At 68.2% G+C, this 22587-nt stretch carries 26 protein-coding genes; 13 read left to right on the top strand and 13 right to left on the bottom strand.

Annotation, left to right across the window (positions count from 1 at the left end; genetic code table 11):
- The first annotated feature begins 34 nt into the window (after positions 1–34).
- Positions 35–775 carry a polysaccharide deacetylase family protein gene (locus tag ACTWQO_RS37070; protein WP_443241768.1) on the top strand — a complete coding sequence of 247 codons (741 nt, stop codon included), beginning with the start codon at positions 35–37 and terminating at the stop codon, positions 773–775.
- Here ACTWQO_RS37070 and ACTWQO_RS37075 read toward each other — a convergent pair.
- Together ACTWQO_RS37075 and ACTWQO_RS37080 are read right to left on the bottom strand one after the other, a co-directional pair.
- Positions 763–3567 carry an ATP-binding protein gene (locus tag ACTWQO_RS37075; RefSeq protein WP_443241769.1) on the bottom strand — a complete coding sequence of 935 codons (2805 nt, stop codon included), beginning with the start codon at positions 3565–3567 and terminating at the stop codon, positions 763–765. The genes ACTWQO_RS37070 and ACTWQO_RS37075 overlap by 13 nt on opposite strands.
- A 167-nt stretch (positions 3568–3734) precedes the next feature.
- Positions 3735–4376: an MBL fold metallo-hydrolase gene (locus ACTWQO_RS37080; protein ID WP_443241770.1), complete on the bottom strand. Its 642-nt coding sequence runs from the start codon at positions 4374–4376 to the stop codon at positions 3735–3737.
- A 250-nt stretch (positions 4377–4626) separates the two neighbouring features.
- Here ACTWQO_RS37080 and ACTWQO_RS37085 point away from each other — a divergent pair, with 250 nt between their 5' ends.
- The 5 genes from ACTWQO_RS37085 (at position 4627) to ACTWQO_RS37105 (ending at position 7029) form a co-directional block, all read left to right on the top strand.
- Complete coding sequence (locus ACTWQO_RS37085) at positions 4627–5043, top strand: SsgA family sporulation/cell division regulator (RefSeq protein ID WP_443241771.1); 417 nt, start codon at positions 4627–4629, stop codon at positions 5041–5043.
- A gap of 97 nt (positions 5044–5140) precedes the next feature.
- Positions 5141–5425, top strand: a complete 285-nt coding sequence (locus ACTWQO_RS37090) for a DUF1003 domain-containing protein (RefSeq protein WP_443241772.1) — start codon at positions 5141–5143, stop codon at positions 5423–5425.
- 80 nt (positions 5426–5505) lie between these two features.
- Complete coding sequence (locus tag ACTWQO_RS37095) at positions 5506–5637, top strand: hypothetical protein (protein ID WP_443241796.1); 132 nt, start codon at positions 5506–5508, stop codon at positions 5635–5637.
- Positions 5634–6011 carry a hypothetical protein gene (locus ACTWQO_RS37100; protein ID WP_443241773.1) on the top strand — a complete coding sequence of 126 codons (378 nt, stop codon included), beginning with the start codon at positions 5634–5636 and terminating at the stop codon, positions 6009–6011. The genes ACTWQO_RS37095 and ACTWQO_RS37100 overlap by 4 nt, the downstream gene beginning before the upstream one ends.
- A gap of 82 nt (positions 6012–6093) precedes the next feature.
- Positions 6094–7029 carry a sigma-70 family RNA polymerase sigma factor gene (locus ACTWQO_RS37105; protein WP_443241774.1) on the top strand — a complete coding sequence of 312 codons (936 nt, stop codon included), beginning with the start codon at positions 6094–6096 and terminating at the stop codon, positions 7027–7029.
- 29 nt (positions 7030–7058) lie between these two features.
- On the opposite strand, the gene ACTWQO_RS37110 is transcribed toward ACTWQO_RS37105, so the two are convergent.
- Positions 7059–7934 carry an RNA polymerase subunit sigma gene (locus ACTWQO_RS37110; protein ID WP_443241775.1) on the bottom strand — a complete coding sequence of 292 codons (876 nt, stop codon included), beginning with the start codon at positions 7932–7934 and terminating at the stop codon, positions 7059–7061.
- A gap of 202 nt (positions 7935–8136) precedes the next feature.
- On the opposite strand from ACTWQO_RS37110, the gene ACTWQO_RS37115 reads away from it, so the two are divergent.
- Positions 8137–8382: a WhiB family transcriptional regulator gene (locus ACTWQO_RS37115; RefSeq protein ID WP_443241776.1), complete on the top strand. Its 246-nt coding sequence runs from the start codon at positions 8137–8139 to the stop codon at positions 8380–8382.
- An 86-nt stretch (positions 8383–8468) separates the two neighbouring features.
- On the opposite strand, the gene ACTWQO_RS37120 is transcribed toward ACTWQO_RS37115, so the two are convergent.
- The 4 genes from ACTWQO_RS37120 to aceE all read right to left on the bottom strand — a co-directional run bounded on the left by ACTWQO_RS37120 (position 8469) and on the right by aceE (position 14362).
- On the bottom strand, positions 8469–9212 hold the full coding sequence (locus ACTWQO_RS37120; protein ID WP_443241777.1) for an SDR family oxidoreductase: 744 nt from the start codon (positions 9210–9212) through the stop codon (positions 8469–8471).
- Between the two features lie 76 nt (positions 9213–9288).
- A complete protein-coding gene (locus ACTWQO_RS37125) occupies positions 9289–10989 on the bottom strand; it encodes an L-aspartate oxidase (protein ID WP_443241795.1) in 1701 nt (566 codons plus the stop codon).
- Between the two features lie 105 nt (positions 10990–11094).
- Positions 11095–11586, bottom strand: coding sequence for an Ohr family peroxiredoxin (locus ACTWQO_RS37130; RefSeq protein ID WP_443241778.1), 492 nt, complete (start codon positions 11584–11586; stop codon positions 11095–11097).
- Positions 11587–11674: 88 nt separating this feature from the next.
- Positions 11675–14362: a pyruvate dehydrogenase (acetyl-transferring), homodimeric type gene (gene aceE, locus ACTWQO_RS37135; protein ID WP_443241779.1), complete on the bottom strand. Its 2688-nt coding sequence runs from the start codon at positions 14360–14362 to the stop codon at positions 11675–11677.
- Positions 14363–14572: 210 nt separating this feature from the next.
- Between aceE and ACTWQO_RS37140 the strand changes: the two genes are divergently transcribed.
- From ACTWQO_RS37140 to ACTWQO_RS37150, 3 genes are all read left to right on the top strand, one after another.
- Complete coding sequence (locus tag ACTWQO_RS37140) at positions 14573–15016, top strand: cupin domain-containing protein (protein ID WP_443241780.1); 444 nt, start codon at positions 14573–14575, stop codon at positions 15014–15016.
- Between the two features lie 70 nt (positions 15017–15086).
- Positions 15087–15638 (top strand): DUF5134 domain-containing protein, encoded by a 552-nt coding sequence (locus ACTWQO_RS37145; protein WP_443241781.1) that lies wholly within the window; start codon positions 15087–15089, stop codon positions 15636–15638.
- A gap of 118 nt (positions 15639–15756) precedes the next feature.
- Positions 15757–16230, top strand: coding sequence for a carboxymuconolactone decarboxylase family protein (locus ACTWQO_RS37150; RefSeq protein ID WP_443241782.1), 474 nt, complete (start codon positions 15757–15759; stop codon positions 16228–16230).
- Between the two features lie 241 nt (positions 16231–16471).
- On the opposite strand, the gene ACTWQO_RS37155 is transcribed toward ACTWQO_RS37150, so the two are convergent.
- From ACTWQO_RS37155 to ACTWQO_RS37175, 5 genes are read right to left on the bottom strand one after another with little or no spacing between them, the layout of a single operon-like run.
- Positions 16472–16717 carry a hypothetical protein gene (locus ACTWQO_RS37155; protein ID WP_443241783.1) on the bottom strand — a complete coding sequence of 82 codons (246 nt, stop codon included), beginning with the start codon at positions 16715–16717 and terminating at the stop codon, positions 16472–16474.
- Entirely contained in the window at positions 16714–16980 is a 267-nt protein-coding gene (locus ACTWQO_RS37160) for a hypothetical protein (protein ID WP_443241784.1), read from the bottom strand. Before ACTWQO_RS37160 ends, ACTWQO_RS37155 begins: the two co-directional genes overlap by 4 nt.
- Positions 16977–17450: a hypothetical protein gene (locus ACTWQO_RS37165; protein ID WP_443241785.1), complete on the bottom strand. Its 474-nt coding sequence runs from the start codon at positions 17448–17450 to the stop codon at positions 16977–16979. Before ACTWQO_RS37165 ends, ACTWQO_RS37160 begins: the two co-directional genes overlap by 4 nt.
- Complete coding sequence (locus tag ACTWQO_RS37170; RefSeq protein WP_443241786.1) at positions 17447–17770, bottom strand: hypothetical protein; 324 nt, start codon at positions 17768–17770, stop codon at positions 17447–17449. The genes ACTWQO_RS37165 and ACTWQO_RS37170 overlap by 4 nt, the downstream gene beginning before the upstream one ends.
- Positions 17767–18120: a hypothetical protein gene (locus ACTWQO_RS37175; protein ID WP_443241787.1), complete on the bottom strand. Its 354-nt coding sequence runs from the start codon at positions 18118–18120 to the stop codon at positions 17767–17769. The genes ACTWQO_RS37170 and ACTWQO_RS37175 overlap by 4 nt, the downstream gene beginning before the upstream one ends.
- A gap of 342 nt (positions 18121–18462) precedes the next feature.
- Here ACTWQO_RS37175 and ACTWQO_RS37180 point away from each other — a divergent pair, with 342 nt between their 5' ends.
- Positions 18463–18705 carry a hypothetical protein gene (locus ACTWQO_RS37180; RefSeq protein WP_443241788.1) on the top strand — a complete coding sequence of 81 codons (243 nt, stop codon included), beginning with the start codon at positions 18463–18465 and terminating at the stop codon, positions 18703–18705.
- 438 nt (positions 18706–19143) lie between these two features.
- Here ACTWQO_RS37180 and ACTWQO_RS37185 read toward each other — a convergent pair whose 3' ends face one another.
- A complete protein-coding gene (locus tag ACTWQO_RS37185; protein ID WP_443241789.1) occupies positions 19144–21180 on the bottom strand; it encodes a TerD family protein in 2037 nt (678 codons plus the stop codon).
- A 250-nt stretch (positions 21181–21430) separates the two neighbouring features.
- Here ACTWQO_RS37185 and ACTWQO_RS37190 point away from each other — a divergent pair, with 250 nt between their 5' ends.
- Positions 21431–21646, top strand: a complete 216-nt coding sequence (locus ACTWQO_RS37190) for a type II toxin-antitoxin system VapB family antitoxin (RefSeq protein ID WP_443241790.1) — start codon at positions 21431–21433, stop codon at positions 21644–21646.
- Positions 21643–22065, top strand: a complete 423-nt coding sequence (locus tag ACTWQO_RS37195) for a PIN domain nuclease (RefSeq protein WP_443241791.1) — start codon at positions 21643–21645, stop codon at positions 22063–22065. The genes ACTWQO_RS37190 and ACTWQO_RS37195 overlap by 4 nt, the downstream gene beginning before the upstream one ends.
- Positions 22066–22587 lie beyond the last annotated feature (522 nt).

Below are 22587 nucleotides of genomic sequence, written 5' to 3' on the forward strand. Positions count from 1 at the left end.
AATCACCACGCGAATACGACGCTCTCGCATCCTCATGGCCGTCACCACAGCCGTGGCCGCCGTCCTGACCGTCGCGCTGACGATGGCCCTGACGGTCACGACCTACGATCACACCTCGCCGCGCGCCGCCCGCGCCAAGGCATCAGGATCCGTGGCCGGAAAGGTCGACTGCCGCAAGGCGAAGTGCGTCGCCCTCACCTTCGACGGCGGCCCCAGCCCGACGACCCCCGGGCTGCTGGACATCCTGAAACAGAAGGGTCTGCACGTCACCTTCTTCGTGCAGGGCAAAGGCCATATCGCGAAGTACCCCGAGATCCTGCGCAGGATGGCGGACGAAGGGCACGAGATCGGCAATCACACCTGGACCCACGAGCGGTTGACGGATCTCGGCACCGAGGACGCCCGCCGGGAGTTGACCCGGACGCAGGACGCCGTCGAGAGGATCACCGGCAGCAAGCCCGGACTGATGCGTCCGCCGGAGGGCCGCACCAACCGCAAAGTGGCCGGGATCTGCCGGGACTTGGGGCTGGCGCAGGTGCTGTGGAGCGTCACGGCCAAGGACTACGAGACGACCGACTCGGCCCTGATCACCAAGCGGGTGCTCGACCAGACCCACCGCGACGGCATCATCCTGCTGCACGACCTGCACAAGGGAACCGTGCCCGCCGTCCCGGGGATCCTCAAGGCGCTTGAACAGCGCGGCTACACCATCGTCACGGTGTCCCGGCTGCTCGCCCCTGCCGAGCCACGGCCGGGGATGGTCTACCGGCCCTGAGGGAGTGCCGCGAGCGCATCTCTGAGTGCCGCGCGTGAGGCGATCCCGAGTTTCGGGAACAGCTGATAGAGGTGCGAACCCACGGTACGCGGGGACAGATGGAGGCGTTCCCCGATCTGCTTGTTGGTCAGCCCGGACGCGGCCAGGTGAGCGATCTCCAGTTCCTGCGCGGTGAGCGTCACGGAGTCGCGCGTCGCCCTGGTCCGGGACCGGCCGGTGGCGCGGAGTTCGCCCGCGGCCCGGTCGGCCCACGGCCGGGCGCCCAGGCGCTCGAACGCCTGCGCCGCCGCGTCCAGTTGCGCCCGTGCTTCCGTGATCGAGCGCATGCGCCTCAGGTGCTCCCCGTAGGCCAGTCGTATCCGCGCCAGATCGAACGGCCAGTCTTCCACTCCCGGGACGGCCAGGGCCTGCTCGAAACGTTCGGGCGCCTGGTCGTCGGGCGGGACGAGCGCGGCCGAACCCTCCACGAGCAGGGCCAGCCGGGGAGAGAAGGACGCGATCCCCGACTCCCGTACCGCCCGGACGTGCACCTCCGCCTCGGCGGTGCGCCCGGTGCGGACCGCCGCTTCCACCAGATCCATGCAGGCCCACATGGCGTGGGGAACATGGGACGCGAGACGGCCGGCGGGACTGACCGCCACGGCGTGGTGATGGGCGGACTCGTAATCCCCCTCACCGAGTGAGGCAAGGACGCGGGCATGGCCGGCGCAGGCCACCGCTGCCAGAACGCCGCGGGGCACGGCCCACTGCGTGATGCGGTCGGCCAGCGCGCGGCTCTCCTCGAAGCGCCCGTGGACGGCGGCGAGCAGCGCCTGGATGTAGTGGAAGTACCAGGACAGGAACCGGTGCCTGTGTTCCTCGCAGATCCTCAGACCTTCGTCGGCCAGCGTTCCGGCCGCCTCCCACCGGCCGGTCAGGAAGTCGTACAGGCACAGGTTCATGAGTGCGCGGATGTACTGGCGGACGGGGCCGCCACGGCGTCCCTGGCGGACCACGTGCCAGGAGACGTCGCGTACTTGGGCGAGCCGGTCCGGGGCGACCGTGGCCATGGTGGCATGGACGATGCGCCCGGGGTCTTCCCCGTCGGGGAGGCCGGCGAGGAGCGAATCGAGCTCCCTCAGTCCGGCCACTCCGGTACGTGCCGGATCGGCGAGCGTCTTGCTGCACGCGGAAAGCGACAGGGGAGGAGTCGACTTGAGGCGCCGCAGCACCGTCTCGAAGCGATCCCACAGGTCGGCGCGGCCTCCACACCAGCACACCAGAAACAGGGTGTGCATCGCCTCGACGAGTGTGTCGTCCCCGGCGTCATAGCCGTGCGTACCCGTCTCGACGGCGTCCACGAGGAGGCGGTGCGCCGTCTCGACGTCGCCGTTGCCGCTGTTGAGCAGGACGAGCGCTGCCGTGGTGGCGGTGCGCAGAGAGCCGGTGAGGTCCGGGGCGGCTTTCCGGGCGCCGCCGAGAAGTTCGGCGGCCGCGCGCAGCTCACCGGTCGCGTGGGCCTCGAGGTAGGCGGCTTCCGTCAGCCGGCGTGCTCGGTCCTCGGGACGGGGGCTCAATTCGGCGGCTCTGGTCAGGGCGGTGACCGCTCCCGCGGCGTCGCCCCGCCGGGCGAGGCCGCGCCCGGCCGTCTCCAGCAGCGCCGCGACCCGCTCGTCGGGAACGAGGGTCGCCTCTCCGAGATGCCAGGCTCTTCGCTCGGGCTCCTCCGCGCGGATCTCGGCGAGCGAGCGATGAGCCCGGCAGCGCTCGGTCAGCGTGCTGGTCTCGATGACCGCGGCCCGGATCAGCGGATGGCGGAAGGCGACACGGCAGTTCGTGGCGTCGACGGTGATCAGGCGGTCCGCTTCCCCTGCCGCCAGGGCCTTCGGCGTCCCTGAGTCTGCCGAATCCGTCCCCAGCACGCCCAGATCTCCGGTGCCGTCGAGCGCGAGGAGCAGCAGGAGCCGCCGTGATGCTGCCGGAAGGCTGGACACCTGTGGCGTGTAGAGGGTCCTCAGGCGCGGGGAGAGGGGCAGTACGGCGGGCAGATCGGCCAGCGCGCCGCGTTGCGGGCCGCTCAGCGCGGTGGGGAGTTCCAGCAGCGCGAGGGGATTGCCCTGCGCCTGAGCCAGGACACGGTCCCGTACCCGCACGGCGAGTTCCGGGAAGTGTGCCCCGACCAGTTCCGTGGCCGCCCTGTGGTCGAGTGGTGGCAGCTCGTACTCGGGTAGTCCGGCCCGCTCGAAGAAGGTTCCGGTTCCGGTCCTGGCCGCCGCGAGAAAGCCGATACGGTCGCCCGCCGGCCGACGGGCGACGAAGTCCAGGACCGTCGAACTGGCCCGGTCGAGCCAGGCGAGATCATCCACGACGATGAGCACGGGGCGTCCGGCGGCCGCTCGGCGCAGCAGGAAGAGCACCGAGTCCGCGACGAGAGTCCTGTCGGGCACCGGATCGCCGCCGAAACCCAGGGCACCCCGCAGAGCCTCCCGATACGGGTCCGGCAGGTGCTCGAACCGGTCGCTCAGCGGAAAGAGGAGCTGGTGGAGGCCGGCGTACGCGAGCTCCGCCTCGGACCGGACACCGGCGGCCGACAGCACCCGGGCCCCCGTCGCCGCCATGACCTCGGCGACCTCACCCAGCAGTGCGCTCTTGCCCACGCCCGGTTCTCCGGACAGCAGCAGAGCTCGGCCGTCGACCTTTCCCGGCCCGAGGAGAGCCGTGATCTGCTGGAGTTGCTGTGCACGGCCCACCAGCCCGTACGGCGCATCACCGTTCGCGTCCGCCGGTCGTTCGGCGGGAGAGCGGAGTGACATGGAGACTCCGTACGTCGTGGGGGCCGCCTTGCCGCCCTGCGGCGGGAGGGCCTGGACACACCCTGCACCGGTTCGCGGGTGCCTGCATCAGTCAGGTGACCATGACCGCCGTCAAGTGACCATGACCGCCTTCGACAGTACGACCGCCGCGGTCTTCGGGAAAGCAATCAGATCTCGTCCAGCTCTTCCAAGGGGTTGAGCCTGAGGTAGAGGGTGCTGATTCCAGGCCCGTTCTCCCCCAGCAGACCGTCGACCACCGCGATCCCCATCGAGTTGAGCGTGCCGTCATGCATGGGCACGGCCCGCTCCGGCGCGACTTCACGCACCCAGTCGATGAGGTCGCGGACGCGGGTCCACGGTGTGTGCACCGGCACGAGCAGTGTTCTGACCCGCTTGTCGGGCACGATCAGCGCGTCGCCGGGATGGAACAGGCTCCGGTCGACGAGAAAGCCGGTGTTCGCGACGGCCGGCACGTCCGGGTGCAGTGTCGCGTGCCGGGCACCGTGTGCCTCGATCTCGAAACCGGCGGCCGTGAACACGTCCCCGTGACCGATGACGTGCAGCTGATCACCCAGTCCGGTCAGCACCTCGGCGACGGCCGCCACCGTCCACACCTGCAGACCGCGATTCGCCTCCGCGGCTCTGCGCACGCGGGCCTCGGTGAAGTGATCGACGTGTTCGTGTGTCACCAGAATCGCGTCAGCACGCTCCACCGACTCGTCCTCGGTCCAGCAACCGGGATCGATGACGAGCCTTCCCCCAGGACTCTCGAGCCGGACACACGCGTGGCCGAACCTTGTCAGTTTCACTGATTCCTCTCACCCCCCGTCGTCGCGGACGGCCAGTGTCACTCGCGCGGTCGGAGTCCCGCATCGGTCATCGGACCTGATGTGACACCGATGACCGGGGGCGGCGGATCTGCGGGTCGTTTGACTGATGCCGCGGCCTCAGGCGCCCTCACAGAATCGGGAGGTCCATGGATCTCCCTGGAGCTCCCCTGATCCCACCGGTTCACCGAGCGGTGATGAGATGAGAAAACCCGGCAGTTGCAGTCTGGCAGTGGCCCGAATATCGGTCCGCCTGGTCCTCGCCGACGAGGTGGTCCTGCCCGTGATGCTCGATCTGTGCTACGACAGCGCCGATCCCTACGCGGTGTCCCTGACGTTTCACCTGTTCGCCGATGAATCCGTGGAGTGGGTGATCGGCCGCGACCTCCTCCTGGAGGGACAGCAGGGGCTCGCCGGCATGGGCGACGTACAGGTGTGGCCGTCCCGCCGTCCGTGGGTGGGCCAGGTACACATCGCGCTGGCCCCCTGCGCGAAGAGAGACGCGGTGATCGTGACTGCCCCGGCGCGAGCCCTCGACGCCTTCTTGCGGCGAACGCTTGAGGTGGTGCCCGCGGGCACCGAGGAATGCCACCTGAACCTGGACGGAACCGTCCGCCAACTCCTGCGCGGCCCCGGCGAACCCCGCTGACGGGGACCTGCACCTCTGGAGGTCATTGTGCTCAGTCCCACCAGGGTGACATCCGGGACCCCGCCTGCGTCCCCGGTACGCAAGCATCCTGCCGTGGATGCTGTGGATGGAGAAGAGCCCGCGGGAGACGCTCACGCTGATCGTCTCGCCGGAGGCCATCTTCCTGTCGACCTTCGTGATGATCGGCCAGAACCGGCAGGCCGAGTTCTCACGCAAGAAGGCCGACCACGACTACGAGGCGCAGGAACTCGAACTGCGTCACAACAACGAGCTGACCCGGCTCGTCCACGCGCTCACCGTCGAGATCCACCGGGCGGTGACAACCGCTGCGGCAGACGCAACGGCAGCGGGCGACGACGCCGGCCATGCACCCGCGCCCTGAACCAGGGACCGGGACGGTGGCTGTCACATCTACCCTCGCTGCCCGGTCTAACTGATGTCGGACAACCACCCGAGGAAATCATGCGCGAGATTCTGATCGTCGGCGGCGCCTACGCGGGCTTCTACACCGCGTGGGGCCTGGAGAAGAAGCTGCGTCCCGGCGAGGCACAGGGCCCCGCCGTCGGTCTGACGGGTGAGGAGACTGCCGCATGAGCATATGGGGGTCGGCTTTCCACCGGGAGCACGCCATCGACACGCGCGAGGAGGCCGCCCGTGGCTTGATCGACATCGAGAGCTACCTGTACCGGAGGTCCCATGCGGGAGAGGCACGTCGGCGCGTGGCGGGATTCACCGCACGGCTACAGGGGCTGACCCGGGAGCAGAAGCGGGAGATCGAGCAGTGGTACGTCGCCGAACAGGTGTACGTCGCCCGGCTGGTCACCGATCACATCGCCGCCCGTATCCACATCGTGGAAGAACATCGCATCCGGACCTGGCGCCGGCTCCGGGGAACACTCGCCACGATGGCCCTCCTCACCGTCGCGCTCGTGGCGTGCGTCGTTGTGGCCCTGTGCTCGCCGGGGTGACCACCGTCCCCGGTTCCGTCACAGTAGAAGGCGGATCCGGTCAACAGAGCAGGTGCAGCTGAGCAACGGAGACCACAGGATCATGCCTCTCGAACCGTCCCCCAGGTCACGCGACGACCTCGACGCGGCCGTTTCCGTCTTCGTGCAGCACCGGAGGCGTCTCTTCGGCATCGCCTACCGCATGCTCGGCAGCGTGGTCGAGGCCGAGGACGTGGTCCAGGAGGTGTGGCTGCGGTGGCAGCTGACCGACCGCTCGGTGGTGGCCAATCCGGCCGCCTTTCTGTCGAGCATCACGACCCACCTGGCCATCAACGTCACGCAGTCGGCCCGCGTGCGTCGGGAGACCTACGTCGGACCGTGGCTGCCGGAACCCGTCGACACGAGCTCCGACCCGGAGGTGGGGGCTCAGCGCGCGGAGGCCCTGGAGCTGGCGCTGCTGCTGGTCATGGAAAAACTCACCCCCACCGAGCGCGCCGCATACGTTCTGCGCGAGGCGTTCGACTACTCCTATGCCGAGATCGCCGGAATCCTCGAGCTCAGCCTCGTGAACGTACGGAAGATCGTTAGCCGTGCCCGCAAGCATCTGTCGGACGAGCAACGGGAGAGCGTGGACGCGGCCGAGCACCGACGCCTCCTCACCGTCTTCGTCTCAGCTGCTCAGACGGGGGATGTGGCGGCGCTGGAAGCCCTGCTCACCCCCGATGCCGTGAGCCTGTCGGACGGCAACGGCATGCGGGGCTGCGCCCGAGTACCCGTGCTGGGCCGCGAACGCGTCGCCAGGCTGTCGACCTATCGGCCGTTCTGGCGGGGAGCGGAGTTCACGCTGGTCGACGCCAATGGAGGCGCGGGCGTGATGGTCAGCAAGGACGGCCGGCCCGTGACGTTCATGACGGCGTCCGCCTCGAAGGCCGGCATCTTCCAGCTGCTGTGGGTGATGAGCCCGAGCAAGATCGCCGCGTTCCTCGGCTCGCGTTCCCGCTTCGAAACCGCCTCCGGCCCTGCGTCGGACGGTGTGTGACCACGGCAAGGTGACGCTCTCCACCGCGGTCACGGGCTCCGGCCCGAGCCGCCGTGTGTCCGGCGTCGGTTCCACGACCGCAGCTTGTCGGGGTTGAGCGTGACCCAGACCTGGGCGACACGGTCGTCGGCGACGTCGAGACTGATGACGGCGGCAACCTGACAGCCGTAGCGGGCGACGAGGCCGGTACGACCGTTGACGGACTGCGCGGTCAGACCGGTGCGTGGGCGACCGGCCAGAAGTGTCAGCAGGCTGTCGGCGACCGGCCGGCTGCCGTGGACCGGCCCGGTCAGCGCCCGTACCTTGCCGCCACCGTCGAAGAACGCGATGACGTCCGAGCACAGCAGAGACGCAAGCAGTTCGCCGTCCTGCGCTGCGCATGCCCGAAGCACGGCATGGACCACGGCATCGTGCTGCTGCGGTGTCGTGGGCTGCGAACGCCGAACCCGCAGCCACTGCCTGGCCCGATCGGTGAGTTCGGCGACCTCCGGCTCCGTACGGCCCACGATGTCGGCCACCGTGCCGGGGGCCATCCCAAAGGCGTCGAGCACGAACGCCGCCCGCTCGGCCGGCGACAGCGACTCCAGCGCGTCCAGCACGATCCGGCCGGCCTCCTCCTCCGCGTCCGTCGGCCTTGTCCGGTGGGCCTCCTCGTGCCCAATCGTCCCCCGGCCGGACAGTGCGAGTCGGCTCAGGCAGATGGCACCCGCGGCCTTCGCCAACCACGACCGGGGAACGGTGATCCCCCGACGCACCGCATCGGGAAGCTCGTACCAACGAAGGTAGGTCTCGCCGACAACGCGCTCCGCCTCCGCCAGATTGCCCAGCATCCAGTTGGCAACCTCCAGCAGAAACCGACGTTCCTCCAGCAACTCGGCGATCGGCACCGCATCGCCCCGGTCCATACGGCCTCCTCTCCCTCACCGTCTGCTCGCATTGATGCCGTCGGTCTTCGGCCCCGCCTCTGGGACCGGGAACCGGCGGTCCTTTTGACCGGCCCGGCACGCCGAATCGGAATTCGGCCGTGTCACACATGCGTCGGTTGCCTGGTCTTATATGGCAGCCCCGCACTTCTTTCCCCTGGCTCCCGAACGAGGTGGTCATGCCATGGACTGGCGCGAGCGGGCAGAATGCCTGCGCGTAGACCCCGATCTGTTCTTCCCGATATCAAACAGCGGTCCGACGCTTCGGCAGATCGATGAGGCCAAGGCTGTTTGCCGCCGTTGTCCTGTCGTAGAGCGGTGCCTCGACTGGGCTGTGCGGACGGGACAGGCCGAGGGGATTTGGGGCGGAATGACGGACGGTGAACGCCGGGCGGCACAAGGGCGCAGAACCCTGCCGGCACAACCCTGAAGGTCAGCCCTGGCAGCTCTGCGCCCGCTCCCTCACGGAGGCAGGGGTGGCCCTCTCCTGTCGGCAAGGGCCACCCGCTGGGTCTACTACTGCCGCGCCAGCCAGTCGGCGTACCTGGTCTCGGCGATATGCGCGCCCTGACCCGGCAGGAGTGTGGTCTCCTGCAATGCGGCACCCCAGTAGCGAGCCTGCGGGTCCGTGACGACCGTGCGGGGGTCGTTCTCGGCGGCGAGCACCTTGCGGATGAGTTCGTCGAGTTGGAACGCCTCCGGGCCCGCGACCTCCACCACGCCACCCACCGGGGTGCCGACCGCGGTGCGGGCGACGACTGCGGCCACCTCGTCGGAGACGATGGGCTGGATCTTCACGGGCGCCAGGCGCACCGTGTCGCCGTCGGTGGCCGAGTCCGCGATCCCCTTCATGAACTCGAAGAACTGGGTGGCGTGGACGATGGAGTAGGGAATGCCGGAGTCCTTGATCAGGTCCTCCTGGGCCTGCTTGGCGCGCAAGTACCCGCTCTCCTGGAGGCGTTCGGTGCCGACGACCGACAGCGCCACATGGTGCCGCACACCGGCCTCGGTCTCCGCCTTCAGCAGGTTGGCCGTGGAGGTGCGGAAAAACTCCATGACGGCGTCGTCCTCGAACGAGGGGGAGTTGGACACGTCGACCACGACCGACGCGCCTTTCAGGACCTCGGCCAGCCCCTCGCCCGTCAGGGTGTTGACGCCGGTGTTGGGCGCGGCCGCGACCGCCTCGTGCCCGTGCTCGCCCAGCCGGGCGACCACTTTCGAGCCGATGAGCCCGGTACCACCGATCACTACGACCTTCATGACGAAATTCCTTTCGGGTTTCCTGGTGTGCCTCTACCAGTAGAGACAGGGCCGGGGCTCTATCTGTGACAGGGGTTCATTCGACGAGTTTTCCCTGGGTCGAGACCTCTTCCATCAGGGCGGAAATCTCGTCGGGGACGGGCGGAATACTCTCGCGGGTGATACCGGTGGTCGGGGACCACACGAGGTTGACCCTCAGTTCGGGATCCAGGCCGGGATGGTCGCTGCGGTTGTGGCAGCCGCGGGTCTCGCGCCGCTCCAGCGCCGCCTCCAAGGTCGCCCGGGCCGCCAGGGCGGCGGACTTGAGGTCGAAGGCATGTGCGAGGTCCTGGTATCCGGCGATGTCCGGGTGCACGCCGACGTCCTCCATCCTCTTCTCGATGACCGCGAGTTCGGCCAGCCCGGCGCGCAGGCCCTCCTCGTCGCGTACGACTCCCGCATGCTCGGTCATGGTGTTGCGGATGGCGCGCTGCAGGGCGCGGACGTTCTCCGGCCCGTCGGCCGCGAGCAGTTCGTCCATCTCCGTCCGGGCGGCCACGACCGCTGACGCCGACCGCGGCTGGGCGGTCAGCGACTGCGAGTAGGCGGCGGCAGCCTGCCCCGTGATGCGGCCGAAGACCAGCAGCTCGATGAGACTGTTCCCGCCGAGACGGTTGGCGCCGTGCAGCCCGCTGGATGCCTCACCGATGGCGTACAGGCCGCGGACGTCGGTGCTGTGGTCCTCGGGTCGTACCCACACGCCGCCCATCGAGTAGTGCGCGGTGGGCGCGATCTCGATGGGGTCGCGGGTGATGTCCAGCATCTGCAGGTCCAGCAGGGTCTGATAGACGCGAGGCAGCCGCGTCATGATCGTCTGCCGGGACAGGTGGGAGACGTCGAGCCACACTCCTTCCTTGGGGGTTCCGCGTCCCTCCTTGATCTCCGTGTAGGCGGCCAGCGCCACGCGGTCGCGGGTGGACAGCTCCATGCGGTCGGGGTCGTAGCCGGTCATGAAACGTTCCCCGAGCGCGTTGCGCAGGATGCCGCCCTCACCCCGGGCAGCCTCGCTGACCAGCGTGCCGGCCGCGTTCTCCGGCTCGATGATCCCGGACGGATGGAACTGCACCAGCTCCGCGTCCCGCAGCCGGGCCCCCGCCTCCACGGCCAGCCGGAAGGAGTCGCCGGTGTTCTCGTCGCGCCGCGAGGACGTACGCCGCCAGATGCGCGTGTGACCGCCCGCCGCCAGGATCACGGCGTCTGCGTGGATCAGGTAGCGCGTCCCGGTCGCGAGGTCGAAGCCGTACGCACCGAACACAGCGCCGTCGTGCACCAGCAGCCGGGTGATGTAGACGCCGTCGAGCACAGGGATGGTGAGTTGCTCCGCGCGCCGGACGAGCGTGCGCTGGATCTCCAGACCGGTGTAGTCGCCGGCGAACGCGGTGCGCCGGAACTTGTGCGCGCCGAAGAAGCGCTGAGAGATCCGGCCGTCCTCCTCCCGGGCGAAGACCATGCCGTAGCGCTCCAGGTCGTCGATGCCCCGGGCGGCGCCCCGGGTGACGATCTCGACGGTGCGGGGGTCAGCCAGGAGGTAGCTCTCCTTGAGCGTGTCGGCCGCGTGCTGCTGCCAGCTGTCCTCGGGGTCCACGGTAGCCAGCGCGGCGTTGATGCCGCCGGCCGCCAGTGCCGTATGAGCGTCCTCCTTCGGGCGTTTACCGACGGCGAGGACGTCGACGCCGGCTTCGGCCAGCTCGATCGCCGCCCGCAGACCGGCTCCTCCGGTGCCGATGACCAGCACCATGGTGGCAAGACGTTTTTCGGTGACAGCCACGGTCCACTCCGATCGCCTGGGTCTTCACTCACTACGACCGGACGGCCCCGCGATCTGTGACAGCCGGCCGTGGCGTCAGGAGGCCAGCGTGATGGTGGTCGGCGTACCCCGCCAGGCCATCCGCGCGTAGGGGCAGAGCGAATCGGCCCGCTCCAGGAGCGGGGCGGCGGTCTCGGGGGCGATGCCCGGCCACTTGACCACCAGGTCGACATGCAACAGGTAGCCGCCGTCTTCGGGGTCCCGGCCGAACGCCACGGTCGCCTCGACGGCGATCGCGGTGGGATCGAACGCGGTCTGTCGTGCCACCAGGCTCAGCGCCCCGTGGAAGCAGGCGGCGAACGCGGCGGCGAACAGCTGCTCGGGATTCGTTCCCTGGCCGTCTCCTCCCAGTTCGGCAGGGGTGCGGAGATCCAGATCGAGGACTCCGTCGGCCGAGCGGGCCTTGCCCGAGGCCCGCCCGTGTGCCGCTGAACCGCCGGTCACCGTCACCGTGGTGGTGTAGAGGGGAGCGAAGGACTCTCCGTCGAAGTCCTTCTCGGTGGGCAGGTCGGGCGGCTGAATCGGCATGGTGAGGGCACCTTCGCGTCGTGGCGTGGATCCGGACGACTGGTAGACCGGAGAGTCCCGTCTCGTGTGACGCCCGTGCCGGTCACGGTCACTCGTGCCATCCGTACCACTCGCGTGCCTGTGCGACCGTCTCCGCGTGGACCGCGCCGACACCCGCCAGCCGGTCCAGCGCGGCGACGACGATGGACTCGGTGTCCACCCGGAAGTACCGGCGTACGGCGTCACGCGTGTCCGACAGGCCGAAGCCGTCCGTGCCCAGCGACGAGTAGTCGTGCCCGACCCACTGGCTGATCTGGTCGGGCACCTGACGCATCCAGTCGCTGACCGCGAGCACCGGGCCCGGAGCACCCGCCAGCGCCTCCGTCACGTACGGGACGCGCTCCTCGCCCCCCAGCCGCGCCCGGTCGGCGTCCAGGGCGTCGCGGCGCAGCTCCGTCCAGGAGGTCACCGACCAGACGTCGGCGTGGACACCCCAGGTGGACAGCAGGAGTTCCTGGGCTGCCAGGGCCCAGTGGATGGCCGTGCCGGACGCCAACAACTGGATCCGCGGTCGTTCCTCATTCGTCTCCGCCTGCCGGAAAAGGTAGATGCCCCGGAGGATTCCTTCCTCGACCGAGGACCCGGCGGGCATCGGCGGCTGCAGTTTGGGTTCGTTGTAGACCGTCAGGTAGTAGAAGACGTCCTCGGGCCGGTCGCCGTACATGCGGCGCAGCCCGTCCCTGACGATCACCGCGATCTCGTACGCGAAGGCCGGGTCGTAGCACACGGCGGCCGGATTCGTGGACGCCAGCAGTTGGGAGTGTCCGTCGGCGTGCTGCAGTCCCTCCCCCGTCATCGTCGTACGGCCGGCCGTCGCCCCGATGACGAACCCGCGCCCCATCTGGTCGGCCATGGCCCAGAACTGGTCACCCGTGCGCTGGAAACCGAACATGGCGTAGAAGACGTAGAACGGGATCATGGGTTCGCCGTGCGTGGCGTACGACGTCGCCGCGGCCGTGAACTCGGCCAGGGAACCGGCCTCGGTGATGCCCTCGTCGATGAGCTGGCCGTTCCTGGCCTCCCGGTAGTAGAGCAGCTGGTCGGCGTCGACCGGCTCGTAGGTCTGGCCTTCCGGTGAGTAGATTCCCGCCGTCGGGAACAGGGACTCCATGCCGAACGTGCGGGCCTCGTCGGGGACGATCGGCACCCAGCGCGGTCCCGTGTCCTGGTCCCGCATCAGGTCCTTGACGAGGCGGACCAAGGCCATGGTGGTGGCCACCTCCTGGTTGCCGAAGCCTTTCTCCAAGGATTCGAAGGGGCGGGCCGGCGGCTGCTTCAGCGGCTTGGCCACCACTCTGCGCACCGGGGCGGGGCCGCCCAGCGAGGCACGCCGCTCACGCAGGTACCGCGCCTCCTCCGAGTTCTCACCAGGGTGCCAGTACGGCACCAGATCACCGCTCAACGCGCTGTCGGGGATGGGGAGTTCGAGCAGGTCCCGCATCTCGCGGAACTGCGCCATCGTCAGCTTCTTCATCTGGTGGTTGGCATTGCGCGACTCGAACGCCCGGCCCAGTGTGTGGCCCTTCACCGTCTGGGCGAGGACGACGGTCGGCGCGCCCCGGTGCTCGACGGCGGCTCGGTAGGCCGCGTAGACCTTGAGCGGCTCGTGCCCGCCCCGGGAGTTCTCGAACAGATCGGTCAGCCTGCCGTCACTCAGCCCGGCGGCGATGCCGGAGAGCGCGTCACCGGTGAAGAAGTGCTTGCGGACGTAGGCGGCGTCCCGGGTGACGTACGTCTGCATCTGTGCGTCGGGCACCTCGCCGAGGCGGTGGACCAGGGCGCCGGTGGTGTCCTGCCGCAGAAGGGGGTCCCAGGCTTCGCCCCACAGGGACTTCACGACGTGCCAGCCCGCACCGCGGAACCTGGCTTCGAGCTCCTGCACGATCTTGGAGTTCGGCCGTACGGGACCGTCCAGGCGTTGGAGGTTGCAGTTGACGACGAAGGTGAGGTTGTCGAGCCGCTCGCGGGCGGCGAGTGCCAGCGCGGCCGTCGCCTCGGGCTCGTCCGTCTCCCCGTCCCCGAGGAAGGCCCAGACCCGGGACGCGGACGTGTCCTTGATGCCCCTGGCGTGCAGGTAACGGTTGAACCGGGCCTGGTAGACGGCGGCCAGCGGGCCGAGCCCCATGGAGACGGTCGGGAACTCCCACAGCCAGGGCAGCCGTCGCGGATGCGGGTACGACGGCAGACCGTGGCCGCCCGCCTCCCGCCGGAAGCCGTCCAACTGCTGCTCGCTCAGCCGCCCTTCGAGGAACACGTGCGCGTAGATGCCCGGCGAGGCATGCCCCTGGATGTACAGCTGGTCGCCCGAACCGTCCCAGTCCTTGCCCTTGAAGAAGTGGTTGAACCCGATCTCGTAGAGCCAGGCCGCCGAAGCGTACGTGGATATGTGTCCGCCGAGCCCGAAGCGGGCACCGCGGGTCACCATCGCCGCCGCGTTCCACCGGTTCAGGGCGGTGATCCTGGCCTCCATGGCGAGGTCACCGGGAAAGGCCGGCTGCGCCGATGCCGGGACGGTGTTGATGTAGTCGGTGGACAGGAGCCCGGGCAGGGCCATGCCGGTCCTGGCCGCGTGCTCGTACACCCGCCGCAGCAGGTACACAGCCCGTTCCGGGCCTGCGCTGCGCACGACGGCGTCGAGCGACGCCTGCCATTCGGCGGTCTCCTCGGCGTCTCGGTCGGGCAGCTGGTCCAGTTCGCTGGTGGCGGTGGCCTCGGCGGGCCTGGCCGGATCGATCATGGCAGTCTCCTGCGGGCCGGGGGTTGAGGGGAGGGCGCCGACCGGGACCCGGATGTGACCGGTGCCGGTCGGTGGCATGAGGCCGACCGCCCGCTACAGCTAGGACCGGGTTCGCGCCGATGTTGTGACGCCGTTGCCGCCCGGTGTCACGGATCCACCGCGCATCCGGTCATCACTGGCAACGAACCGAACGCATGGAGGTGCGACCCGATGTCGGACAAGAACTCAGTGCACGGGACCGTCGGACAGCCGCGGTCGGAGGGGTGGAAGACGGCGGCGACGATGCTGCAGGACGCCGCACCGGTCTCCGTCCCCGAAGGCGCCTCGGCGATGACCATCCAGGTGGAGTGGGAGCCCGGAGACCCGGGAACTCCACCCCATCGCCACTCAGGGCCGGCGTTCGGGTACGTCGTCGAGGGCTCGGTCCGTTTCGAGCTGGAGGGAGAGCCGGAGCGCGTGATCGGGGCCGGCGGGACGTTCTGGGAGCCGGGCGGTGACGTAATCCATTACCAGGACGGCAACGCCCTCACCGATGCGCGGACCCGGTTCGTCGCGACCATGATGTGCGCGCCGGGTCAGCCGATGCTCACGCTGGTCGACGAGGAGGAACTGGAGAAGCGGGCCCACCTGCGTGCCCCGCGGCCCACCGGTTGAGCGGCTCCCCCGCTTGTGCGGGCCGGATGCGAACGGGACCCGTCCGCTGCGTGGGAGAGGGCGACGAGGCATGAGTGCCGCCGACGTCGTGCACTGGATGCTGACCGCGCTGTTCGCGGCAGCGGCCGTGCACGCGGTGCGCCAGGGCGTCTTGACCCGGAGTTCGGGGTGGCGCGGTCGAGTCGACCGCTCCCTGCACGCCGCCATGGCCCTGTCCATGGCGGTGATGCCGTGGGCCTGGGGGCATCTGCTGCCGGAAGTGCCGCAGACGGCCTTCTTCGCAGTCGGCGCATTGTGGTTCCCGGCGAGCGCACGCGGGCGCTCCCAGGCATCCCGACTGGCCGACCTCGTACGGCGGTTGCCCCACGCCGCTGGCATGGCCGCGATGGCCTGGATGCACCTCGGTCACTCCATGGAGACGAAGGGCGGCGATCTGGTCACCGGAGTGCTGACGTTGTACCTCCTCGCGTGCGCGCTTCGGTCGCTCACCCGGGACATGCCCGCACTGCGCGGAACTTCGGGCACCGTGGACGTCGCCACCGACGCGCACGCGCCTTACGAGCACTTCTGGCACGGATCGATGGCTCTGGGCACGGCCATCCTGCTGCTCATGCACTGCTGACCGGCTGGCCGTCTGACCGCCGGTCGCGCACCTCGCCACATCACACCGCCTTCGGTGTCACACCTTGTGGGGCTGGCCGGTCAATAGTGCGTAACTGCGACTCGGTTAGGAGATCCCCATGGATCCGCGTCTCGACTACTACGGCAACTCCCTCGGGGCCAAGGTGGTGAAGCACCTCTATTCGGCCAGCAAGGCGCTGGCGGGCTCGACGTTGCCGGCCAGGATTCAGCACCTGGTGGAGATCCGTGCCAGCCAGATCAACGGATGCGGCTTCTGCACCGACATGCACACCAAGGAGGCGGTCCACGCCGGGGAGACCTCGGTGCGGCTCAACCTGATCGCCGCCTGGCGTGAGGCGACGGTCTTCACCGAGGACGAGCGCGCCGCGCTGGAGTTGACCGAGCAGGGCACCCGGGTCGCGGACGCGGCCGGCGGGGTCACCGACGAGGCGTGGACGAACGCCGCCAAATACTTCGACGAGGACCAGCTCGTCGCGCTGACCTCCCTCATCGCGGTCATCAACACCTACAACCGCATCAACATCATCACCCGCCAGCCGGCCGGCGACTACCAGGTGGGCCAGTTCGGCTGAGCCGGAGGCCCTGGCCCGGCCGGATACGCACGGTGAGTGCCTCCGGGGCCAGGACTCGGGCCGGAAGATTCCGGCGGTCGCGTCCGGAACACCGCGTCCGCGACCGCCGGATCCCCGGCATGGCGGGAGACCATCCCCCACCTTCAACGGTTCTGGTTGCCTGGCAAGCAACCCGACACCCCATCAGTGCGAGCGTCATCTCCACCCACGTCGCCTTCAATACCGCGTCGCTGAACGCCGGTTACGACGGCGAGTCGAGCACATGCGCCGGCTTGGCGTGGCGGCCTCGCGGCCTGCCGTGCAGGGCGAAGTCCGACCGGATCGTCGTCCCGGTCCGCAGCAGCGTCCGATGCACCATCGGATGCATGCCGGGTGCCGAGACCACGACGCTGAGGCACTCCTCGGAGAGACCCACCACGGCGCACTCACCGGTCTCGTTGGTGACGCTACGCACCAGCTGACGTCCCCGCACGTCGATGACGGTCACCGCGGCATTGCGGACCGGGCGGCCATCGTGATCCTGAACCCGGCCGGTGAGGACTGGCACCAGCTCGCCGAAGTGGTGTGGGTGCACCGGAGTGCTGTCGGCTTGGGCGTCTCCAGCGCCGGGTCCTCGACCGGAGGCTCCTCGATGATCTCCGTTTCCTGGTCGGTCTCGTCCACCTCGCCGACCTCCGCGGCCAGCGACTGGGACGGGTATTCAACGTAATCACAGGTATCAACAGCGAACTTCGTGGTCGTCGCCGTCACGAGCGGCCCTCGTGATCGGCGAAGACCCGGTCGGCCATCTCATCAACCTGATCCAGCAGGTTCCTCAGTTCGGTGGTCTTCGCCCGGACGGAGACAGCATCCGCGAACTCCTCGTTGCGGATGTAGACGATCGCCCGCATGTCCCCGCCCGAGAGGGCGACCATGCCGGCCTCTAGGACCGGGTATTCGTCACTACCCGCCACCTTCAGGTTGTGACGGCAGTGATCGAAGTGCGGCCCGGTCTCGGTGCAGTCGCGGTAGAGCTGACAGGCGAGTTCCTTGCGGCGTTCGCGGGAGATGAGCTGAGCGACGGCGCCGATGGTGGCCTCCGGATCCGGAGAGTCAGTGACGATATCGATGATCGCGTCGTACCAGGCGTCCAGGGCCGGGCTGCCGAGCCCGACCGCGTTGGTAGAGACGCGGTTGGCCTTGAGCTGGGCAATGACGCGCTCGGCAGACGGTGACGTCACGCTGTCACCTCCGCTTCAACTCCGGTTTTCTTGGCAAGGTGGTGGAAGACGGCGCTGATCCAGGCCAACGGGTCGCTGCCCGGCGCCAGCGGCGCGCAGATGAGTACGCCGTTGATGAAGTCCTCGATGCGCTCGTCGAGGCGTCCGGCTTCGCGCATGCGGGTACGGAAGCCCTCCATGATCTCGCTCACGGCGTCGGTGCGCTCGGTGATGTCGGCGCACGAAGCACACAGTCCGTACTGGTTGCCAGCCTTGCCAGAGCGGACCTTGACGGCGGGGCCGCCCTCGTAGACGCACACGGAGGTGTCACGAAGTGTCATACCGGTGTCACCTCCTGGTGCGCGAGGAGAAGATTGAGGGCTGAAAGGCGGGTTCGTGGGTCCTGGCCGACGGGAACGGCGAAGATCCGGTCACCTTTCTGCTCCAGGCAATGGGCTACGTAGCTTTCGCGGAGTTCGGGCTCCAGGGCGGATGTGTCCCACTCCACCACGCGGAGGCCGTACTTGGCGGTGAGGGCCTCGAAAGCCGTCACCGAGTCGGATGTGACGTCGGGCGAGCGGTTTGGGTTGCCGTTCTCCGACGCGAGAACTCCTCCGACTACCCGGCGCTCTTGCGCACCCTGGGACTCCGTGCGCCTGACGTCGGCGATTGTTGCAGCCGTCTCCGGCATGCTGCGCCTCCTCGAAATCGACAAAGGGCTGTGGTCTCGTGGCGGGGATACGACCCGCCGTTGAGCTCCCCCGACTTGATAGACGTCCCGTCAGGCCCGGTCGAGGTGGATGCCTCGTTCGAGGGGAGTCGCTCCGGGAAGCCGGTTACCTCTTGGTGGAAGGCGCATACAATGCGCCGCTTCAATGCCGTCACTTCTGCACTTTCCAGTCACCAAACGATCGGCTCCCACTCAAGAACGACCATCGGTCGTACGTGTCTTCGCTGCTCGGCCACCCTGACTGCCAGGACTTTCAACTGATCAGAGCTGGCGGGAGAGGCAGTGAGGGAAGAACGTCGAGAAGTGGACGGATACGTAACCGACCCGCCGGTGATCAAACAGTTGATGATGATCGGTGAGTTGAAGGAGGCTTACGAGCTTGCCCAATCCGCAGCTCATCTCGGTTTCGGCGTTCGGATCAGCAACGTGATGAACACGCTTCCGGACCGGACAGCCCCCGGCAAAGAGGACCGCCTCCAAGAGACGTGGACGGTGGAGATCCTCGATGACGTGCCGCTGGACCCCGATGAGCTGAAGGAGACTTGAGACCTCCGAAGAAGGCGCAGATCCAGCGTCCTCGGCGCCAAGCAGACCGGACCTCCCCGGCAGCGTCTCATTCTGCGGGCTCCCGGGCAGAACATGTGCTACCGCAACGCCGCATCACGGCACACCTTCAGCAATGCCCTCCCCACATGCCTGCCGGTGCTACAGGGCAGGTCAAGGCCCCTCCTTAGAGCTTCGTGCCCATAGCGTGCCCTTAGGAGCGGAAAGCAACGGTCAACAGCGGCGCAAACCAGCCCGCCCAACGACCCCAGGAGATGATGTATGCCCAGGTCAGAGGCATAGCCCCCACCCAAGCGCCGTCGCTTCCCAAGCTGAGAGCGCGAGTTCGATTCTCGTCACCCGCTCCATGCAGAACCCCCAGGTCATTGACCCGGCGGTCGTTTGTCGTCGGGGTCGGAGGATCGCTACCCCGAGGCAGCCTCAGCCCGTGGTGGCTCGTTCTGCTGACGGTGTCCGCCGGGCCGGACCATCCAGCTGGGCCACCACCGCGGCATAGAACCGGTGCACGGCGTCGTCGACACTGCTGATGAAGCCGGACTCGGCGCTACCGCGGCCGCTGCCCATGCCCTTGAAGAGGGACAGCCGGAAGCCGGTGATCTGCGTACCGTTCTTCGGCAGCATGTCCCCCGGCTCCGGGCGCAGCCGTTCCAAAGTGCCCCGTGGCCCTCCTGCCTCGCCCTGGACCAGAGTCTCGATGTGGAGGTCGGCGGGAGCTTCGGATAGACGTCGGACCAGCCGTTTCGCCCATGACAAGGGATAGCCCAGCTCGGGCGCCGGAATCTCGATGGCGATGCGGAGCTTGCTCGTTCGGAGGTCGGCGGTGATCGCAAGAACGCCGGGCGTGCCCTCGATGCGCAGCTCCGCTTGCAGTCTTCCTTCGAGACAGAGCTGATCGGCCAGGCGGGACCGGCGGGCTCCGGGGTCGGTTCCGCGCTTGGAGCGCTGGACAGGCAGGACCCTCTGCCCGAGTTCGCCACCGAGTCCGAGACAGACCTGACGGATGAGCCGCTCCCAGCTCTCCACCACGTCGAGGGCCCGTGGATCTCCCTGGCACAGGGTCTCGTTGTCGATGCCGTTACGGACAGGAACCCAGGCTGCGCCCATGTTCTGGAAGCCATGGCATCCGGAATTCGCGTGCTGGAGGTAACGCAGCAGTTCCTGGAGCAGCCAGGCGTGTGCCATGTTGCCCACACCCTCGTGCCGGATCAACATCTGTGCCTGGTGGGCCACTTCAGCCCAGGACAGATGCCACAAGGCCACTTTGTGCTTACGCCGCCCGTCGATCCTGACATCGACCAGCGGACTGCCCTCCAGCGCAACGTCGTTCGAGATCGTGATGACGGCCTCGTAGCCCCGCCGGGCGGCGATGTCCATGTACGCCTGCACCTGTTCGGCTTTGAGCGCGTTCCCGTTGGTCTTGGTCTCGACAAGCGCCGTCCAGAGCTTGCCGGCCCGCTCGACGCGGATCACTCCGTCCGGGCGCCGTGGCGCTTCACCATGTGGCAGCGACACCTCGGCGAACGTCTCCATGCGGCCCGCCGGCGCTCCGAACGCGGCGGTGAGTCTCCTGCCGAACTCCGGGATCTGCGCCATCACCGACAACAACACCGACGTTGCCCGCGTTTCGCGGTCCCGGTCACTCTTGAGCGCAGAAACCGGAAAGAGCCTGGCCTCCTTCCAAGACTCGTTCTCCGCCAGGGACTTCTTGACCACCTTGGGCAAGGTGACCTTCTTCTTGGCGGTGCGGGGCCGCGCAGGCACCTTCCGCAATTCCGTATCCACGTCGGGCCGCCGGGGCGCCGGGACAGCCTCCAGCGTCGCTACTGGTTCGCGCTCGACGGCCGGAGCCGGAAACACGGCGTCCGCCCGCTCGTCGCCTGCCGAGCCGCCCAGCACTTCCTCGACCGCTGCGTCGTCGTCGATGTCGACGCCGAAGTCCGTCGCCAAACCTGCCAGTCCCGCGTCGTAGCCCTGCCCTACGGCCCGGATTTTCCACTCTCCGCCGCGGCGGTAGAGCTCACCGAAGATGAACGCGCTCACCGAGTCGGCATCATCGATCGCAAACCGAAGCAGGTTCTCGCCGGAGCCGTCGGCCAACGTCAGTTGCAGGTCGCCGAGTTCTCCGAAGTGAGCTCCGTCGTACCGGCTCGCGGCCACCACGATCCGGTCGATTTCACTCGGGACTACAGTCAGGTCGAAGCTGATCCGGTCCTTGTTGCCGCTCCCGGTGGGCGTCTTGCCCAGGAGCTGCACACTTCCGTCGGCGGCAACCGCGTTGTTGTAGAAGTAGAAGTCGGCGTCGCTGCGCACCTTGCCGTTGACGTCCAGCAGGAGAACCGAGACATCCGCGTCGCCTTCCCCCGATGGACTTGTCCAGTCCAGACTCACCATCACAGAGTCGACGCTCTCGCTCAGCGTCGCCAGACCTACATTGGCACCCTTGATCAACTCGTACATGCCCCACCCCCCAGTAACGCACGTCAGACGCGAACCGCCGACCCCTCACCGTCCGCCAGGCGACACAGTGTGACGTGCAACACACTCAATGCACAGTGGGACTCTATTACTCGACGAACGCAGCCTGTGACTGTTCGCAAGAAACGCCAGCTGCTCAGTCCCGCTGCCGCAGCGCCGCTGGCCGGCTGCACTTTATGCATCGACAGAGATACAATCGATGGCATAGTTGATATCCATGGAGGTGGGTGGGATGAGCCGGACAGTGATCGATCTCGACGATCAGCTGGTCGCCGACGTGGCCAGGGCACTCGGCACCAGCACCAAGAAGGAGACCGTCAACACTGCCCTGCGCGAAGTGCTGGAGAACCGACGTCGAGCGCTGGCACTCACCCGGCTGCGTGCCGCGGCGGAGGAGGGCGCCTTCGACCTGGACCTCTTCGAGGACAAGGGGGACTACCGCCGGTGAACGCCGCGCAGTTCCTGATCGACACCAGTGCACTCGCCCGCCTGCTGCGCGGCGACGCCGAACAGTACGGATGGGACCAGGCAGCGGCAGCCGGGCTCATCGCGACATGCCCCGTTACCGAGCTGGAGTTCTTCTACAGCGCGCGCTCCGCCGCCGACCGCGCACAGGGCATCGAGGACATGCGCCTCCTCTTCGGCTGGGTACCGGTCGACGACCGCGCCTACGACCGGGCCTGGCAGGTCCAGGAGGCCCTCACCCAGCGCGGACAACACCGCAGCGCCGGGCCCGTCGACCTCGTCGTGGCCGCCACGGCAGAATTGCAGGGGCTGACCCTCCTCCACCGTGACCGGGACTTCGATTGCATCGCCGCCGTCACCGGCCAAGCGCTCCAGTGGTACGGCCCCGATCCGGGCAAATGAGCCGGGCGGCGATCCCGTAGCAGGAGCGCGCTTCGCCGGATGGGCTGCGCAGTCGGGAATCTCCCCCGAGCCGGTCATCCAGAACGGCCGAGCCAAGCGTCGGGCCCATTCACGCAAGGCACACTGCCCCCTTCCGCAAAGCCGTGCCCACAGCGTGCCCGTAAGAGCGGACAACTACGGTCAACAACGGTCCAGCCAGCCGTACGCAACAACGTCGGCACGACGAATCCACGCAGGTCAGCAGCCACGCGGCCGTGCGGGCACCGTCGCTTCCCAAGCTGAGAGCGCGAGTTCGATTCTCGTCACCCGCTCCACATTGAAACCCCAGGTCAGTGGCCTGGGGTTCGTTTGTTGTCTAGTCCAATTTAGGGTGACGTGCCCTCCGTGTGCCCTAATACTGCAACGGTGCTTGTTCTGATTGCTGGGCAGTTTTCAGGGGCTGTGTCCGCGTCGTTTGTAGTGGCTGATACGGGCTTGGTGTTGGCGTCGTCGGCGCCATGTCGACCAGTGCAGGATGTGGTC

Source organism: Streptomyces sp. 4N124 (assembly GCF_052245395.1).
In the GTDB taxonomy this organism is placed as follows: domain Bacteria; phylum Actinomycetota; class Actinomycetes; order Streptomycetales; family Streptomycetaceae; genus Streptomyces.

Excerpts from the sequence above, each read along its gene's own strand:
- ACTWQO_RS37070 (WP_443241768.1), top strand. The coding sequence starts at position 35 with ATGGCCGTCACCACAGCCGTGGCCGCCGTCCTGACCGTCGCGCTGACG.
- ACTWQO_RS37075 (WP_443241769.1), bottom strand. The coding sequence starts at position 3,567 with ATGTCACTCCGCTCTCCCGCCGAACGACCGGCGGACGCGAACGGTGAT.
- ACTWQO_RS37090 (WP_443241772.1), top strand. The coding sequence starts at position 5,141 with ATGCTGTGGATGGAGAAGAGCCCGCGGGAGACGCTCACGCTGATCGTC.
- ACTWQO_RS37095 (WP_443241796.1), top strand. The coding sequence starts at position 5,506 with ATGCGCGAGATTCTGATCGTCGGCGGCGCCTACGCGGGCTTCTACACC.
- ACTWQO_RS37100 (WP_443241773.1), top strand. The coding sequence starts at position 5,634 with ATGAGCATATGGGGGTCGGCTTTCCACCGGGAGCACGCCATCGACACG.
- ACTWQO_RS37105 (WP_443241774.1), top strand. The coding sequence starts at position 6,094 with ATGCCTCTCGAACCGTCCCCCAGGTCACGCGACGACCTCGACGCGGCC.
- ACTWQO_RS37110 (WP_443241775.1), bottom strand. The coding sequence starts at position 7,934 with ATGGACCGGGGCGATGCGGTGCCGATCGCCGAGTTGCTGGAGGAACGT.
- ACTWQO_RS37115 (WP_443241776.1), top strand. The coding sequence starts at position 8,137 with ATGGACTGGCGCGAGCGGGCAGAATGCCTGCGCGTAGACCCCGATCTG.
- ACTWQO_RS37120 (WP_443241777.1), bottom strand. The coding sequence starts at position 9,212 with ATGAAGGTCGTAGTGATCGGTGGTACCGGGCTCATCGGCTCGAAAGTG.
- ACTWQO_RS37125 (WP_443241795.1), bottom strand. The coding sequence starts at position 10,989 with ATGGTGCTGGTCATCGGCACCGGAGGAGCCGGTCTGCGGGCGGCGATC.
- ACTWQO_RS37130 (WP_443241778.1), bottom strand. The coding sequence starts at position 11,586 with ATGCCGATTCAGCCGCCCGACCTGCCCACCGAGAAGGACTTCGACGGA.
- aceE (WP_443241779.1), bottom strand. The coding sequence starts at position 14,362 with ATGATCGATCCGGCCAGGCCCGCCGAGGCCACCGCCACCAGCGAACTG.
- ACTWQO_RS37140 (WP_443241780.1), top strand. The coding sequence starts at position 14,573 with ATGTCGGACAAGAACTCAGTGCACGGGACCGTCGGACAGCCGCGGTCG.
- ACTWQO_RS37145 (WP_443241781.1), top strand. The coding sequence starts at position 15,087 with ATGAGTGCCGCCGACGTCGTGCACTGGATGCTGACCGCGCTGTTCGCG.
- ACTWQO_RS37150 (WP_443241782.1), top strand. The coding sequence starts at position 15,757 with ATGGATCCGCGTCTCGACTACTACGGCAACTCCCTCGGGGCCAAGGTG.
- ACTWQO_RS37170 (WP_443241786.1), bottom strand. The coding sequence starts at position 17,770 with ATGACACTTCGTGACACCTCCGTGTGCGTCTACGAGGGCGGCCCCGCC.
- ACTWQO_RS37175 (WP_443241787.1), bottom strand. The coding sequence starts at position 18,120 with ATGCCGGAGACGGCTGCAACAATCGCCGACGTCAGGCGCACGGAGTCC.
- ACTWQO_RS37185 (WP_443241789.1), bottom strand. The coding sequence starts at position 21,180 with ATGTACGAGTTGATCAAGGGTGCCAATGTAGGTCTGGCGACGCTGAGC.
- ACTWQO_RS37190 (WP_443241790.1), top strand. The coding sequence starts at position 21,431 with ATGAGCCGGACAGTGATCGATCTCGACGATCAGCTGGTCGCCGACGTG.